This is a genomic window from Pantoea vagans (assembly GCF_001506165.1).
Taxonomy (GTDB): Bacteria; Pseudomonadota; Gammaproteobacteria; order Enterobacterales; family Enterobacteriaceae; genus Pantoea; species Pantoea vagans_C.
Window position 1 is genome coordinate 2,602,544 of sequence record NZ_CP011427.1, and the last position, 15,080, is coordinate 2,617,623.

General features: G+C 55.0%; 13 protein-coding genes. 8 read left to right on the forward strand and 5 right to left on the reverse strand.

Annotated elements, in window-relative coordinates:
- Positions 1-143 precede the first annotated feature (143 nt).
- The 4 genes from cydD to infA all read left to right on the forward strand — a co-directional run bounded on the left by cydD (position 144) and on the right by infA (position 4,934).
- The gene (gene cydD / locus LK04_RS12150; RefSeq protein ID WP_039332390.1) at positions 144-1,913 is read left to right on the forward strand and encodes a heme ABC transporter permease/ATP-binding protein CydD; all 1,770 of its coding nucleotides are present in this window, start codon (positions 144-146) and stop codon (positions 1,911-1,913) included.
- On the forward strand, positions 1,913-3,643 hold the full coding sequence (gene cydC, locus LK04_RS12155; protein ID WP_039332387.1) for a heme ABC transporter ATP-binding protein/permease CydC: 1,731 nt from the start codon (positions 1,913-1,915) through the stop codon (positions 3,641-3,643). The genes cydD and cydC overlap by 1 nt, the downstream gene beginning before the upstream one ends.
- A 33-nt stretch (positions 3,644-3,676) precedes the next feature.
- Positions 3,677-4,369, forward strand: a complete 693-nt coding sequence (gene aat, locus LK04_RS12160; protein WP_039332385.1) for a leucyl/phenylalanyl-tRNA--protein transferase — start codon at positions 3,677-3,679, stop codon at positions 4,367-4,369.
- 346 nt (positions 4,370-4,715) lie between these two features.
- Positions 4,716-4,934, forward strand: coding sequence for a translation initiation factor IF-1 (infA, locus tag LK04_RS12165; RefSeq protein ID WP_002211347.1), 219 nt, complete (start codon positions 4,716-4,718; stop codon positions 4,932-4,934).
- Positions 4,935-5,029: 95 nt separating this feature from the next.
- Here infA and clpA read toward each other — a convergent pair whose 3' ends face one another.
- Together clpA and clpS are read right to left on the reverse strand one after the other, a co-directional pair.
- Positions 5,030-7,309 (reverse strand): ATP-dependent Clp protease ATP-binding subunit ClpA, encoded by a 2,280-nt coding sequence (clpA, locus tag LK04_RS12170; RefSeq protein WP_039332382.1) that lies wholly within the window; start codon positions 7,307-7,309, stop codon positions 5,030-5,032.
- A gap of 55 nt (positions 7,310-7,364) precedes the next feature.
- Positions 7,365-7,685, reverse strand: a complete 321-nt coding sequence (clpS, locus tag LK04_RS12175; protein ID WP_039332380.1) for an ATP-dependent Clp protease adapter ClpS — start codon at positions 7,683-7,685, stop codon at positions 7,365-7,367.
- 322 nt (positions 7,686-8,007) lie between these two features.
- Between clpS and cspD the strand changes: the two genes are divergently transcribed.
- On the forward strand, positions 8,008-8,229 hold the full coding sequence (gene cspD, locus LK04_RS12180; protein WP_038647847.1) for a cold shock-like protein CspD: 222 nt from the start codon (positions 8,008-8,010) through the stop codon (positions 8,227-8,229).
- Positions 8,230-8,320: 91 nt separating this feature from the next.
- Here cspD and LK04_RS12185 read toward each other — a convergent pair whose 3' ends face one another.
- Positions 8,321-9,961: an ATP-dependent nuclease gene (locus LK04_RS12185; RefSeq protein WP_039332378.1), complete on the reverse strand. Its 1,641-nt coding sequence runs from the start codon at positions 9,959-9,961 to the stop codon at positions 8,321-8,323.
- Positions 9,962-10,096: 135 nt separating this feature from the next.
- Here LK04_RS12185 and LK04_RS12190 point away from each other — a divergent pair, with 135 nt between their 5' ends.
- The 3 genes from LK04_RS12190 (at position 10,097) to ltaE (ending at position 13,913) form a co-directional block, all read left to right on the forward strand.
- Entirely contained in the window at positions 10,097-10,993 is an 897-nt protein-coding gene (locus LK04_RS12190) for a lysine exporter LysO family protein (protein ID WP_059109804.1), read from the forward strand.
- Between the two features lie 110 nt (positions 10,994-11,103).
- The gene (gene poxB / locus LK04_RS12195) at positions 11,104-12,825 is read left to right on the forward strand and encodes a ubiquinone-dependent pyruvate dehydrogenase (protein WP_059109805.1); all 1,722 of its coding nucleotides are present in this window, start codon (positions 11,104-11,106) and stop codon (positions 12,823-12,825) included.
- Positions 12,826-12,911: 86 nt separating this feature from the next.
- Positions 12,912-13,913 (forward strand): low-specificity L-threonine aldolase, encoded by a 1,002-nt coding sequence (ltaE, locus tag LK04_RS12200; protein ID WP_039332232.1) that lies wholly within the window; start codon positions 12,912-12,914, stop codon positions 13,911-13,913.
- A gap of 13 nt (positions 13,914-13,926) precedes the next feature.
- Here ltaE and LK04_RS12205 read toward each other — a convergent pair whose 3' ends face one another.
- Together LK04_RS12205 and LK04_RS12210 are read right to left on the reverse strand one after the other, a co-directional pair.
- Complete coding sequence (locus LK04_RS12205) at positions 13,927-14,751, reverse strand: N-acetylmuramoyl-L-alanine amidase (protein ID WP_039332230.1); 825 nt, start codon at positions 14,749-14,751, stop codon at positions 13,927-13,929.
- Positions 14,751-15,071, reverse strand: coding sequence for a heavy metal-binding domain-containing protein (locus tag LK04_RS12210; protein ID WP_038647859.1), 321 nt, complete (start codon positions 15,069-15,071; stop codon positions 14,751-14,753). The genes LK04_RS12205 and LK04_RS12210 overlap by 1 nt, the downstream gene beginning before the upstream one ends.
- Positions 15,072-15,080: the final 9 nt, after the last annotated feature.

The following is a 15,080-nucleotide window of genomic DNA, read 5'->3' on the forward strand; positions in this document are numbered from 1 at the left end:
TTAATAAGCTGATCATAATTGCTGAGAGGCGACCTATATTGGTCGCCTTTTTTATGACCTGCGTGCTACAGTTCATGCGCTCAGGATGTCCGGACAATTGATCCGGTATTTGCCTCTCTCCATCAGTGATCAAACGGCTTCGCATGGATAAATCACGGCAGCAACACCTTCTCCGCTGGCTTCGTCAGCAACGCATTCACGGCGCACGTAGTTTACGTGCAGCATCGCTTTTCGGTTTAGCCGGGGCGCTGGTCATTATTGTTCAGGCCTGGTTGCTGGCTTCGTTGTTGCAAAATTTGATTGTGGCGCAACAGCCACGCGGCTCACTGCTTGCGGATTTTATGCTGCTGTTGCTCTGCTTTGTCCTGCGCGCCGGGCTGAATTATGCGCGCGAAATGGCAGGATACCAGGCGGGTGTTGCGATTCGCCGTGCTTTGCGCCAGCAGGTGCTGGATAGACTGAATGCGTTAGGCCCTGCCTGGATTCAGGGCAAACCCGCGGGAAGTTGGGCAACACTGCTGCTGGAACAGATTGAAGAGATGCAGGAGTATTACGCGCGCTATATTCCGCAAATGTCGCTGGCCGTGTTTATTCCCTTTGCCATATTGATTGCTATCTTCCCCGTCAATTGGGCCGCCGGTCTGATTCTACTCGCAACCGCACCGCTCATTCCGCTGTTTATGGCGATGGTCGGCATGGGTGCGGCAGAAGCTAACCGTCGAAATTTTCAGGCGCTGGCTCGACTGAGTGGCGATTTTTATGATCGCTTGCGCGGGCGCGAAACCCTACGCTTGTTTCATCGCGCCAAAGCCGAACAGCATGCGATTGCCGAAAGCACCACGGATTTCCGTCAGCGCACCATGGAAGTGTTGCGCCTGGCCTTCCTCTCTTCGGCCGTTCTGGAATTCTTCGCTTCCCTGGCAATTGCCGTCGTCGCGGTTTATTTCGGTTTTTCCTACCTTGGCGAACTCAACTTTGGGCATTACGGAACCGGCGTCACGCTGTTTGCCGGATTCCTGGCCCTGATTCTGGCACCGGAATTTTTCCAGCCTCTACGCGATCTCGGCACTTTTTATCACGCTAAAGCACAGGCGGTTGGCGGGGCAGATGCACTGGACAGCTTCCTGACAGAAAGCCCTGATATCGACGCGGCTCAGTCTTCTACCTCAATAGCATTTGATACACCATTGACGCTGCTGGCGCAGGATTTGATTGTCATGACAGCCCGCGGTGAGCCGCTGTCTCAACCTCTTAATTTCACTCTCGCAGCCGGCAAACGCATCGCGTTGATTGGTCAAAGTGGTGCCGGTAAAACGGCGTTGATGAACGTGCTACTCGGCTTTCTGCCTTATCAGGGTTCGCTACGCGTCAACGGTCACGAACTGCGTGAAATCAGCCGCGACAACTGGCACCAGCATCTGGCCTGGGTTGGACAAAATCCCCATTTGCCTGCGTCAACGCTGCGCGAAAACCTGTTACTGAACCGAACGGTTGATGACATCACGCTCACGAATGTGCTGCAACGCGCGGGGGTGAATGATTTTCTGGCACAACTTCCGCAAGGGTTGGACACGCCACTGGGCGATGGCGGATTAGGGCTTTCTGTTGGTCAGGCGCAGCGCGTAGCGGTGGCGCGGGCGCTGTTGAAGCCCGCACAGCTCCTGTTGTTGGATGAGCCTGGTTCCGGACTGGATAGCCAAAGCGAGCAACATGTCATGCATGCGCTGCATCAGGCGGCTACCCAGCAAACCACCCTGATGATCACGCATCAGCTCAATGCGCTCGCCGACTGGGATGAAGTGTGGGTCATGCAATCCGGGCAATTGGTACAGCAGGGCAGTTGGCAACAATTGAAGGATCAAGAGGGTCCGCTGCGCGAGATGGCGCAGCACCGCCAGCAGGAGATTGTTTGATGAAAAATTTATTGCCGTTCTTGCGTCTCTATCGCCGTCACCCCTGGCGTTTAGGTTTAGGCATCATCCTGGCGATCGCGACCTTGCTGGCCAGCATCGGCCTGCTTACCTTGTCTGGCTGGTTCCTTGCCGCCTCCTCGCTGGCGGGTGTGGCGGGCCTGTATAGCTTTAACTACATGCTGCCCGCCGCAGGCGTGCGCGGCGCGGCCATTACCCGCACGGCATCCCGTTACTTTGAACGTCTGGTCAGTCACGATGCAACATTCCGGGTATTGCAGCATTTGCGCGTATTCACCTTCAGCAAGCTGATTGCGCTGGCACCAGAGCAGCTGGCGCGCTTTCGTCAGGGCGATCTGCTGAACCGCTTTGTTAGCGATGTTGATACGCTGGATCATCTTTACCTGCGGGTGTTTTCGCCGCTGCTGGGTGCCGCCGTTGTCATTATTATCGTCACCTGCGGTTTGGCCTATCTGGATGTGCCATTGGCTTTGCTGCTGGGTGGCATCATGCTGCTGACATTAATCATCCTCCCGCCTCTGTTCTGGCGGCTCGGAACTTCTGCTGGCCAGCAAATCTCGCAACGCCAGGCCAGTTGGCGCTTGCAACTCACACGCTGGGTGAGCGGGCTGGCTGAATTACACATTTATGGTGCGGCGACGCTGTGGCGCACTCACCTCGATGATGAAGAAAAAGCCTGGCAGCAGGCTCAACGGCGCCAGCATCGTCTGCAGGCCATCGCGCAGAGTGTGTTGCTGTTGATCAGTGGTTCAACGGTGGTGCTCCTGCTGTGGATTTCAGCCGCGGGCGTGGGAGATAACGCAGCGCCCGGTGCATTCATCGCGCTGTTTGTCTTCTGCGGTCTGGCGGCATTTGAAGCGCTGGCCCCGGTTGCCGGTGCATTTCTGCCTTTGGCTCAGGTCACGGGGGCGGCACAACGCGTGCGAGAGATTATTGAGCAGGAGCCGCACATCCGCTTCCCAGACAGGATGAAGCATTCTCAGCCCGGCATAGCCCTTACGCTGGATAATATTGTTTTTCGTTACCCACAGCGGCCAGAGCCGGTGCTTAACCACTTTTCACTTCATCTCAAAGCCGGTGAACATCTGGCGTTGCTCGGCCCCACCGGCTGCGGGAAATCCAGCCTGCTGGCGTTGATCACGCGCGGCTGGGAAGCGCAGCAAGGTGAAATCGCGCTCAACGCGATCCCGATTAATGAATGGGATGAAACCAGCCTGCGCCAGCGTATCAGCGTTGTTACCCAGCGCGTCCATCTGTTTAGCCAGCCTTTGCGTGACAATTTACTGTTGGCTAACCCAATGGCCAGCGACACACAGTTGCAGGATGTTTTGCACCAGGTGGGTCTCAGCCATTTAGTTGAACATGATGAAGGACTTAATGCGTGGATGGGGGAAGGCGGTCGCCCGCTGTCAGGCGGTGAACTGCGCCGTTTGGCCATCGCCCGCGCACTGCTGCATAACGGTGATTTGTGGCTGTTGGATGAACCCACAGAAGGGCTTGATGCCACCACCGAACAGCAGATTTTAGCGCTGTTGCAACAGGTAGCGAGTGATAAAACGCTGGTCATGGTGACGCACCGATTAAGCGGCCTTGAGAAGATGGATCGAATTTGCGTTATGGATCGTGGACAAATTATTGAATCGGGCTCACACGACGAATTAATCTCAAAAGCGGGTCGCTACTGGCGTTTCCAGCAGCGCTTTGCGCTATAGTCTAAGCGACTAGCCCGAAGGGTAAATGACGCAATGAGACTGGTACAGCTTTCACGGGATTCGTTAAATTTCCCACCGCCTGAGATGGCGCTGCGCGAGCCAAATGGACTGTTGGCGATGGGTGGCGATCTCTCCCCTGCCCGCCTGATGAATGCCTATCAGCGCGGTATTTTTCCGTGGTTCTCCCCCGGTGACCCAATTTTGTGGTGGTCGCCGGATCCACGTGCTGTGATGTTGCCGGAATCTTTCCATCTCAGCCGGAGCATGGCGCGCTTTCATCGTCGCTCCCCTTTTCGTGTCACCATGAATCATGCGTTTCCGCAGGTGCTTGAGGGCTGTGCCAGCGGTCGTCAGGAAGGGACGTGGATTACGTTTGAAGTGAAGCGCGCCTGGCTGCGCTTGTATGAGCTGGGTCATGCCCATTCCATTGAGGTCTGGAGCGATCATCGTTTAGTCGGCGGCATGTACGGTCTGGCACTTGGGCAAATTTTCTGCGGTGAATCAATGTTCAGCCGTCAGGAGAATGCGTCAAAAACCGCGTTATGGGTTTTCTCTCAACATTTTCTGGCTCATCAGGGCCGTTTGATTGATTGCCAGGTACTGAACCCGCATACCGCCTCATTGGGCGCCGTTGAAATCCCACGTGTCGATTATTTACAGTACGTGCAAACACTGGCGTGGCAGCCTGTTTTGGCGGGTTGCTGGCAAACACAAACCCTTTTTTGACCCTCCCCGCAGATGTTTTGCACACAATTCCCGACAAAAGTGATACAATAAGCGAGTTTGGTATGTCGTCCGCGCTTCGCTGTGGCGAGCCGGAATTGCCAGGTTGGGAATCTCATACATTTCCCGAAGCTGTATCAGTTGTGCATCAGCAGCCAATTGCTACAGATTCTTAGCCCGCTAATCCCCCGCAGACGTCAAAAAACACCCGAATTTTTCCGTAATGCACGCGCAATGGCGCGACGCACGGCGAAGCGTTGGCAAAATCACCAACGGTTCTTTACATAAATCATGGAATTCGGCATTATCTTGCCGGTTCAACAGTTTGGTAGTTCACCCAGAGGATTCGATGGCCAAAGAAGACAATATTGAAATGCAAGGTACCGTACTGGATACGTTACCTAACACCATGTTCCGCGTAGAACTTGAAAACGGGCACGTGGTTACCGCTCATATCTCCGGTAAAATGCGCAAAAACTACATCCGCATCCTGACGGGCGACAAAGTGACTGTCGAGTTGACCCCGTACGACCTGAGCAAAGGCCGCATTGTCTTCCGTAGTCGCTAAGTTGTTGCCCACATCTCGCGTTGGTGGCAAGTAACTGAGCGCGAAAAAAAAGGCCGGATTCTCATCCGGCCTTTTCTTATCTGGAACTTAGCACATCAGTGCACAGTCCCTTCGGTTTTACGTTTTTCCGCACTCAGGAAGTGGTAAGTCAGCTGGTTTTTCTCTTTATCCAGCGCCACCGAGACTGAGCCTCCGTCGACCAATGAACCAAACAGCAGTTCGTTCGCCAATGGTTTCTTCAGATTTTCCTGTACGGCACGTGCCATCGGACGTGCACCCATCGCCTTGTCGTAACCTTTGTCAGCCAGCCAGTCACGTGCATCATCACTGACTTCCAGTGATACGCCTTTCGCATCCAACTGTGCCTGCAACTCGACGATAAATTTATCCACGACCTGATGAATCACCGCCGTATCCAGGTGACGGAACCAGATAATATTGTCGAGACGGTTACGGAACTCTGGTGTGAAGATCTTTTTGATCTCCTCCATCGCGTCAGTGCTGTTGTCCTGATGAATCAGACCAATCGATTTACGCTCGGTTTCACGCACGCCGGCGTTGGTGGTCATCACCAGCACGACATTGCGGAAGTCCGCTTTGCGGCCGTTGTTATCTGTCAGCATGCCGTTGTCCATCACCTGCAACAGCAGGTTAAAGACATCCGGGTGAGCCTTCTCGATTTCATCCAGCAGCACCACCGCATGTGGATGTTTGATTACCGCATCAGTGAGCAAACCACCCTGGTCGAAGCCCACATAGCCCGGAGGCGCACCGATCAAACGACTCACCGTGTGACGTTCCATGTATTCGGACATATCAAAGCGCAGCAGCTCAATACCCAGCGCCTTCGCCAACTGAACCGTGACTTCGGTTTTACCCACACCCGTCGGGCCGGCAAACAAGAACGAACCTACCGGTTTACGCTCCTGGCCTAAGCCTGCACGGCTCATTTTGATCGCTTCCGTCAGCGCTTCAATCGCGTTGTCCTGTCCGAACACCAGCATTTTCAGACGGTCGCCGAGGTTCTTCAGCGTATCGCGGTCCGTTGCCGAGACACTTTGCTCTGGGATACGCGCAATACGCGCCACCACAGATTCGATGTCAGAAACGTTGACGGTTTTCTTGCGCTTGCTGACCGGCACCAGACGCGCACGCGCACCGGCTTCATCAATCACGTCGATAGCCTTATCAGGCAAATGACGATCGTTGATGTATTTCACCGCCAGCTCTACCGCAGCACGCACCGCTTTCGCGGTATAACGCACATCGTGATGCGCTTCATATTTCGGTTTCAGGCCGTTGAGGATCTGTACGGTCTCTTCCACAGAAGGTTCGGTGATATCGATCTTCTGGAAACGACGCGCCAGCGCACGGTCCTTCTCAAAGATATTGCTGAACTCCTGATAGGTGGTTGAACCCATCACGCGGATTTTCCCGCTGGAAAGCAGCGGTTTGATCAGGTTCGCCGCATCAACTTGCCCGCCAGAGGCAGCACCCGCACCAATAATGGTGTGGATTTCATCGATAAACAGAATGCTGCTGGTGTCCTGTTCAAGCTGTTTCAGCAGCGCTTTAAAACGTTTCTCAAAGTCACCACGGTACTTGGTGCCTGCCAGCAACGAACCGATATCGAGCGAGTAGATAGTGCAGTCTTTCATCACTTCAGGCACGTCGCCCTGCACAATGCGCCAGGCGAGACCTTCCGCAATCGCGGTTTTACCCACGCCAGACTCACCCACCAGCAGCGGGTTGTTCTTACGGCGACGGCACAGCACCTGAATGGCACGCTCCAGCTCTTTATCGCGGCCGATCAGCGGATCGATTCCGCCGACACGAGCAAGCTGATTAAGATTGGTGGTGAAGTTTTCCATACGTTCCTCCCCGCCTGCTTGCTCTTCGTTAACCGGATTTTCCGCGTTGTTCTGCGGCTGGCCGGGTTCGTCTTTACGCGTACCATGGGAGATGAAGTTCACCACATCAAGGCGGCTCACTTCATGTTTGCGCAGCAGATAAGCCGCTTGTGACTCCTGCTCGCTGAAAATGGCGACCAGCACGTTTGCCCCAGCCACTTCGCTGCGACCGGATGACTGGACATGGAATACCGCACGCTGCAACACGCGCTGGAAGCTGAGCGTCGGTTGCGTATCGCGCTCTTCCTCACTGGCTGGCAGCACCGGCGTGGTTTGTTCGATGAAGGCTTCGAGTTCCTGTCGCAGAGCCACGATATCTACCGTACAGGCTTCCAATGCCTCTCTGGCCGACGGGTTGCTGAGCAATGCCAGCAACAGATGCTCGACGGTCATAAACTCATGACGGTGCTCGCGCGCTCTGGCGAAAGCCATGTTTAAACTGAGTTCCAGTTCTTGATTGAGCATTTGGCACCTCCCCCAATTATCGCTCTGACGACCTATCCCCTATATGGAGACGGGCTCAGGCTTTTTCTAGCGTACACAGCAACGGATGTTCATTCTCTCGTGCGTAGTTGTTCACCTGGGCGACTTTTGTTTCCGCCACTTCTGCAGTGAATACACCACAGATCGCCTTTCCATGGTAGTGAACTTTCAACATCAGCTGCGTTGCACGTTCAACATCATAAGAAAAGAACTTTTGCACCACGTCAATAACAAATTCCATAGGTGTATAATCGTCATTATTCAGAATGACTTTATACATTGAAGGCGGCTTTAACCCTTCGCGTACTTTATCTTCGGCCAGATGTTCAAAATTAAGCCAGTCGTTTGTGTTTGCCATAATGTTCCGTCGAAATTCTGCGTTACGATTGTGCACATTGCTGTGCCCATTCTTAAGTTTAACATGTCTGTCAAGCCACCATTCCTCGATTAAAAAACGGCACTAAAAGCCCATGCGCGACCTGTATCACAAAATTTGCAATAGCGTTAACTGCCTCAAATTTTGATGAATTTCTCCCCATGCGCCAGGGCCGTTTGCTTGACGATAAGGTCCGTTTCTCTACATTCTACTTACACAAGCTGATTGAGTTTTAAACAAACTCGACTCACAGCTTCAATGACCTCACCTACTTATCAAAATGTCTTGCGAGGGAAGTAAAAGCATGGAGACGGGTACTGTTAAATGGTTCAACAACGCCAAAGGCTTCGGCTTTATCTGTCCGATTGGCGGCGGCGACGATATCTTCGCGCACTACTCCACGATTCAGATGGAGGGATACAGAACGCTGAAGGCCGGCCAGCAGGTTCAGTTCGATGTCCATGAAGGGCCAAAAGGCAATCACGCCAGTCTGATTGTGCCCTGTGAAGTCACGCAAGTCGCCTGACGCGCGTGTCTCTTCATTCATTCTGACCACTCCCGAAAAAAAATGCCAGCCGCATACGCTGGCATTTTTCTTTTACGAATTTTCCCGCATCTTAGTCCGCCCGACCTCTTGCTAACCACATCACGCGCGCAAATAACTGGTCGAGTAACGGCGGAATCGCCTCTGGCCCACGTTCCGCCGCAGACAGCGCCACAGCAATCGCCAGTTCAGGCTTCGAGCTATGCTGAATCGCTTTGGTAATAATACGCCGTGCATTCATCGGCACGTTTAACGGCAGGTGCGCCGTCTGGTGGTAAACATCACTAAACCCATGCTTATAGAGAAAATGTTCAATGTCGGGTGCGGGGAACTGGGTCAGATGATCGGCCTCTTGCTCATGCTCCTGCAGTTGGCCGCGCGCACTGGCAGCATATTTGTTGCCCGCTTCATCACCGTCCGTCAGCACATGCCAGGCGATGCCCATGCGGCGGGCAAATTTCAATAACGGCTTAAGACCGGCCTGGGCAAACTCAATCACTTTGACCCCTTCAGCAGCAAAGTGATAGCCACGCTGCCGCGCCAGCTCATTGATAATCCACACTTCCGTCTCGCCTTCCACCAACAACCAACATCGCGCAAACAGGGCTGATGGGCGATTAACGCGAATGTGAAAGCCAATGCGCCGACTCTCCTCGGCACTCAGCCCTTCAGGCCCCACCCGCCAGGCTGCGACCCGCGTGGGTTCACGCACCAACCGGCAGATGTTTTCCACCGGCACTTGCGAGAGCAGTTCACCCGAATTGGTGGTGGTGATTTTCTGCAAAGGCATCAGATCCAACAGATTCCACGCCACCGATAGCATAATGGGGTGCAAACGCGTTTCCGGGTCTTCGACCAACAGCAGCGGATGCGCACCCGGCGGTAACGCTTCGTTACCGTGCGCCTGAATTAACAGCGAAAACATCCGTAACAGGATCACCTGACGGCTACGTGACTCAGTGCTGGCAATCAGATGATTCAGCTTATCCAGCGAACGCCAACCCTGGCTGCCGTCGCGCATTTCGGGGGCCACACGCGCAGCACTGCTGCCGGGTTGCTGCACGAGAAAATAGTGCTCCAGCAGTTGCTGCATGGTGTGCAATCCCTGACGCAGTAAATCATCGCTCAGCGTTTGCGGACGCACCACTAAATCACGCGTTAACTTATCGACTTCCTGCACCAGCTCGCTCATGGTCGATGCCCGCCGATCCGCATCCGTTTCACTCTGTCGCCCACGCCGACCAAAACGCGCATCGCGCAGGCGTAATACGGGGTAAAAAGCACGTAAATGGGCCAGCGCAGTCTCCGTGCCCTCCATCGGTAACACATCACCATGCTGATCAATAAAGCGCCAGGTGGTTTTCACCCCGTGTTCGTTACGCCGCGCACGGGTGCTGAAGCTGATGTAGCGCCCCATGTCATCGTGCTGCCAGAAAGGCTGAAACACCGCATTTTCATCGTCATCCTGGGCGCGAAAACGGAACACTAATCTTAGCTGGCGCAGGCGCGCGTCGAGGTCACCGGGAGGGAAATGAAAATCGTGCTCGGAAAATTGATAAGGCTCAGCAGCAGGTGCTAACAGCAAGGTCAAGGCATCCAGTAGGCTCGATTTACCCCATGCATTCTCGCCTATCAGCAGATTGGTGTCAGTCAGCGGCAACGACAGCCGATTAATGCCACGAAAACCCACAATGTCGATGTGTTCCAGAATCATCTTTTCCTCCCTTCGCTGTTTGCCTGAGCATGGTCCGCGGCGTTAGGTTGGTCAAGTTATCGAATCGGGAAAAGGTTTACACTTCAAATATTTTCCGCTAGCGTTGCGGCCCTTTCCCAAGGATGGACGCGTAATATGTACGGCTTAATCATTATTCTGCTGCCGCTGGTTTTCGGTTACCTGCTGCACATCCAGCACGCTCCCCTGCTGCGCGGCGTTGCCCGCATGCTCAGCGCACTGGTGTATATCATTCTGTTCTTTATGGGCACCAGTCTGGCGTTTCTTGATAATCTCAGTAGCAATTTGTTGGCGATCTTTCATATCGCCCTTATCAGCATGCTGTGCATTCTGGCCTGCTCTCTGTTGGCATTCTGGCTGCTGGAGAAGCGCGTTCCCTGGCACCACCCGCATAAGCAGCAAGCCCTGCCCTCACGCCTGCATATGGCGCTGGAGTCGCTCAAGCTCTGTGGTTCAGTGTTGGCGGGTTTTTTACTCGGTCTCACCCAATGGCCCGCGCTACGCCATGCCTCAACCGTAAGCGAATATGCGTTGATGCTGATGCTGTTTCTGGTGGGTATCCAGCTTCGCAGCAGCGGCATGACGCTACGCCAAATCACCCTGAATCGTCGTGGCATGCTGGTTGCCGCGGTGTCTCTTGGCAGTGCGCTCATCGGCGGTATGTTAGCGGCGTTGTGGCTCGACCTGCCGATAAAAACGGGTATGGCCTTAGCCAGCGGTTTTGGCTGGTATTCCCTTTCCGGCATTCTAATGACCGAATCTTTTGGCCCGGTGATCGGTAGTGCGGCCTTCTTTAACGACCTGTTGCGCGAGCTGATCACCATTATGTTGATTCCAGTGCTGATCGGTCGCCAACGCAGTATGACGCTGGGGTTAAGTGGCGCCACGTCAATGGATTTCACCTTGCCGATCCTGCAACGCACGGGCGGTATGGAGATTGTGCCAGCCGCAATAGTACATGGCTTTATTATGAGTTTACTGGCTCCGATCCTTATCGCACTGTTTTCCGCTTAGCCGCCGACAACGCATTTTTTCACGGCTACGCGTGAGTTCCATCGTCTACGCTTCTGACTGACACGTTTCCGCCATCGGGATGGATGGCAAACACCAGATAGGAGCGAACGATGAAACAAACTGTGGCAGCACTGCTGGCCAAAACCCTGGAGAGCGCGGGCGTAAAGCGTATCTGGGGCGTCACAGGTGACTCTCTCAACGGGTTGAGCGACAGCCTGAATCGGATGGGCACCATCGAATGGATGCCCACGCGCCATGAAGAGGTCGCCGCCTTTGCGGCCGGAGCCGAAGCCCAAATCAGCGGTGAACTGGCAGTGTGCGCTGGCTCCTGTGGCCCCGGTAACCTGCATCTGATTAACGGCTTGTTCGATTGCCACCGCAATCACGTTCCGGTGCTGGCGATTGCCGCACACATCCCTTCCAGTGAAATTGGCAGCGGCTACTTTCAGGAAACGCACCCGCAGGAGCTGTTCCGTGAATGCAGCCACTATTGCGAGCTGGTTTCCAACCCGGAGCAGTTACCGCAGGTGCTGGGGATTGCAATGCGCAAAGCGATCCTCAATCGCGGTGTGTCGGTGATTGTACTGCCCGGCGATGTGGCGTTAAAACCCGCGCCAGAAGGCGCACGCAGTGAGTGGTATCCACCACAACTGCCACACGTTGTCCCCTCAGCCAGCGAAATTGCCCGCATGGCCGAAACCCTGAACGGCGCGCAAAATATTACCTTGATGTGCGGCAGCGGTTGTGCCGGGGCTCATGCTGAAGTGGTGAAGCTGGCAGAGACCCTGAAAGCGCCAGTGGTGCACGCGATGCGCGGTAAAGAGCACATCGAGTACGATAATCCTTACGATGTCGGCATGACGGGTCTGATTGGCTTCTCTTCCGGCTATCACGCCATGATGAACGCCGATACGCTGGTGCTGCTCGGTACCCAATTCCCCTACCGTCCGTTCTATCCCGCGGAAGCCAGGATTATCCAGATCGATATCAATCCGGCCAGCCTCGGCGCGCATAGCCATGTTGATATGGCGCTGGTCGGTGACATTAAAGCCACGTTACAGGCGCTGCAACCTCAGCTCAGCCGTAAAAGCGATCGTCAACATCTCGACAGCGCGTTGGAGCACTATGTTGATGCCCGTAAAGGGCTGGACGATCTGGCCACCGCCAATGATAAACAAGCCATTCACCCACAATATCTGGCACAGCAAATCAGCCAGTACGCCGCTGACGATGCCATTTTCACCTGTGACGTCGGCACCCCTACCGTCTGGGCAGCACGCTATTTAAAGATGAACGGCAAACGTCGTCTGTTAGGGTCGTTCAATCATGGTTCGATGGCCAACGCGATGCCGCAGGCATTGGGCGCGCAGGCCATTGACAAACAGCGTCAGGTGGTGGCGCTTTGTGGTGATGGCGGTTTCAGCATGCTGATGGGCGATTTCATCTCCGTGGCGCAACTCAAGTTGCCGGTGAAGCTGGTGATCTTCAATAACAGCGTGCTGGGCTTTGTGGCGATGGAGATGAAAGCGGGCGGCTATCTCACTGATGGTACGGATCTGGAAAACCCTGATTTCGCCGCTATCGCTGCCGCCTGTGGCATCAAAGGCATTCGCGTCGAGAAAGCCTCAGACCTTAATGGCGCTCTGGAACAGGCTTTTGCGCATGACGGACCGGTGCTGGTCGATGTGATTACTGCCAAAGAAGAGTTGTCGATGCCGCCGCAGATCAAAGCCGAACAGGCCAAAGGATTCAGTTTGTACATGCTGCGTGCGATTCTTAATGGTCGCGGTGATGAGATTGTAGAACTGGCGAAAACTAACTGGCTGAGGTAAAACCGTTTCTACAAGCTGAGCGCAATGTGCGCCAGACGGGCAGCCTCAAGGCTGCCCCGACAACGCTGTTTACCCAGGAGAGCGATGTGATCGATTTACGCAGTGATACCGTAACCCGCCCGAGTGCCGCCATGTTGGATGCAATGATGGCCGCCGAAACTGGCGATGATGTCTATCGCGATGATCCCACCGTGAATGCCTTGGAAGCAGAAGCCGCGCGTTTGAGTGGCAAAGCGGCTGCTTTGTTCTTCCCTACCGGCACCCAAGCCAATCTGGTGGCGTTGCTGTGTCACTGTCAGCGCGGCGACGAGTATATCGTGGGTCAGCAGGCACATAACTACAAATACGAAGCGGGCGGTGCTGCAGTGCTTGGCAGTATTCAACCCCAACCGATTTCCCACGCCGAAGATGGTTCGCTGCCGCTGGCTGATATTATCGCCGCCATCAAACCGGATGATATCCATTTCGCCCGCACACGCCTGTTGAGCCTGGAAAACACCCATCACGGCAAAGTGCTGTCACAGCGCTATCTGGAACAGGCATGGGAATTAACCCGTGAGCGTAAACTGGCGCTGCACATTGATGGCGCGCGCATTTTTAATGCGGTTGTGGCACAAAACCTTGAGCTGAAAGATATCGCACGTTACTGCGACACCCTGACCATTTGCCTGTCAAAAGGGCTGGGCACGCCGGTCGGCTCGCTGCTGTGTGGTGACGAAGCCTACATTGAACAGGCGCGTCGCTGGCGTAAAATGACCGGCGGCGGCATGCGCCAGTCAGGGATTCTTGCGGCGGCTGGCTTATATGCCCTCAAACACAACGTGTCACGCCTGAAAGAGGATCACGATAATGCGGCGTGGCTCGGAGAACAACTCAGCGCCATTGGTGTGGAGGTGATGAATCAACACACCAACATGCTGTTTGTGAAGGTGCCCTCGGAGCAGGTTGAAGCACTGAAAAGCTGGATGCATTCAGGCGATGTGTTGATCAGCGTAGGCCCGGTGACACGTATCGTGACGCACATCGATGTCACCCGTCAGGATTTGCAACGCCTGGTTGCGCACTGGCAAGCGTTCCAACAGCAGTAACTGTGGCGGCGCGTTACTGCGCCGCACCGTATTTCGCCAGCAGCGCACGGGCAATCGCCAGCGTTTCTGCATCCGCTATCCCACGATAATCCCGCGAGCGGAAATGCATCTGAAACGCCGCAATCAGCTTGCGCTGCATCTGTGGTGTCGTGGCCGATGCCACGTCATAGCCGTAGCGCTGCAACGCATCCAGCAGTTCTGACTGATCAACGGGTGCATCGACCGCCTGACCGTGTAAATAAAGCTGCACTGTGGCCTGATCGGGCCACGCCCCTAAACCCTGCGCGGCCAGTTGCTGCCAGGGAAAGAGCGGGCCGGGGTCCTGTTTACGCTGCGGCGCGATATCACTGTGACCCACCAGATTCTCGGGCGTGATGGCATAGCGCTGGGTGATGTCTTTCACCAGTGCCACCAGCACGCTGATTTGTGCCGGCGTGAAGGGCTGCCACTCCACGCCCGTTAAGGTTCGCGTGTAGCCACGATTCACAATCTCAATGCCAATCGACGTGTCATTGATACGAGTGGCACCTCGCCAGAAACTCGGCCCGGCGTGCCACGCCAGTTCACTTTCCGGCACCAGTTGCCATATCACACCCTGCCCGCGTTTCTGTTCTGGCTGCTGTGGGATCAAATAATGGGCGCTGACCTCACGATCGGTGAGTGTGGCCAGTGAAGAGGGGAAGTCTTCAGCGGTGTAGTGGATCACCACCACTTTCACTCTCGGGCGCGCACCCTGCGCCGGATGGGCGGTATCCACCCAGTAACCGTGACGCGGCTCAATCGAGGACTGGCAGGCACTGAGCAGCAACGCCGCTGCCAGCAGAGCAATCAATCGCATCAGCGAATGATCACGGCAGTGCCGGTCACGCTGACCATCAGCATGCTGCTGTCTTTGCCCACCGTTTCGTAATCAATATCAATACCTACTACCGCGTTCGCACCCAGCGCTTTGGCCTGCTCTTCGAGTTCTTCAAACGCAATCTGGCGCGCTTTTCGCAGCTCTTTCTCATAGGCACCAGAACGGCCGCCGACGATGTCACGAATGCCGGCAAAGAAGTCGCGGAAGATGTTGGCCCCCAGAATCGCTTCACCGGTGACGACACCGCAATATTCGCTGATGCTGTGCCCTTCCAGCGTGGGCGTGGTGGAAAATTTCATCGCGGTCTC

Excerpts from the sequence above, each read along its gene's own strand:
- LK04_RS12185 (WP_039332378.1), bottom strand. The coding sequence starts at position 9,961 with ATGATTCTGGAACACATCGACATTGTGGGTTTTCGTGGCATTAATCGG.
- clpS (WP_039332380.1), bottom strand. The coding sequence starts at position 7,685 with ATGGCAAACACAAACGACTGGCTTAATTTTGAACATCTGGCCGAAGAT.
- clpA (WP_039332382.1), bottom strand. The coding sequence starts at position 7,309 with ATGCTCAATCAAGAACTGGAACTCAGTTTAAACATGGCTTTCGCCAGA.
- LK04_RS12205 (WP_039332230.1), bottom strand. The coding sequence starts at position 14,751 with ATGCGATTGATTGCTCTGCTGGCAGCGGCGTTGCTGCTCAGTGCCTGC.
- cydD (WP_039332390.1), top strand. The coding sequence starts at position 144 with ATGGATAAATCACGGCAGCAACACCTTCTCCGCTGGCTTCGTCAGCAA.
- poxB (WP_059109805.1), top strand. The coding sequence starts at position 11,104 with ATGAAACAAACTGTGGCAGCACTGCTGGCCAAAACCCTGGAGAGCGCG.
- aat (WP_039332385.1), top strand. The coding sequence starts at position 3,677 with ATGAGACTGGTACAGCTTTCACGGGATTCGTTAAATTTCCCACCGCCT.
- cspD (WP_038647847.1), top strand. The coding sequence starts at position 8,008 with ATGGAGACGGGTACTGTTAAATGGTTCAACAACGCCAAAGGCTTCGGC.
- cydC (WP_039332387.1), top strand. The coding sequence starts at position 1,913 with ATGAAAAATTTATTGCCGTTCTTGCGTCTCTATCGCCGTCACCCCTGG.
- LK04_RS12210 (WP_038647859.1), bottom strand. The coding sequence starts at position 15,071 with ATGAAATTTTCCACCACGCCCACGCTGGAAGGGCACAGCATCAGCGAA.
- LK04_RS12190 (WP_059109804.1), top strand. The coding sequence starts at position 10,097 with ATGTACGGCTTAATCATTATTCTGCTGCCGCTGGTTTTCGGTTACCTG.
- infA (WP_002211347.1), top strand. The coding sequence starts at position 4,716 with ATGGCCAAAGAAGACAATATTGAAATGCAAGGTACCGTACTGGATACG.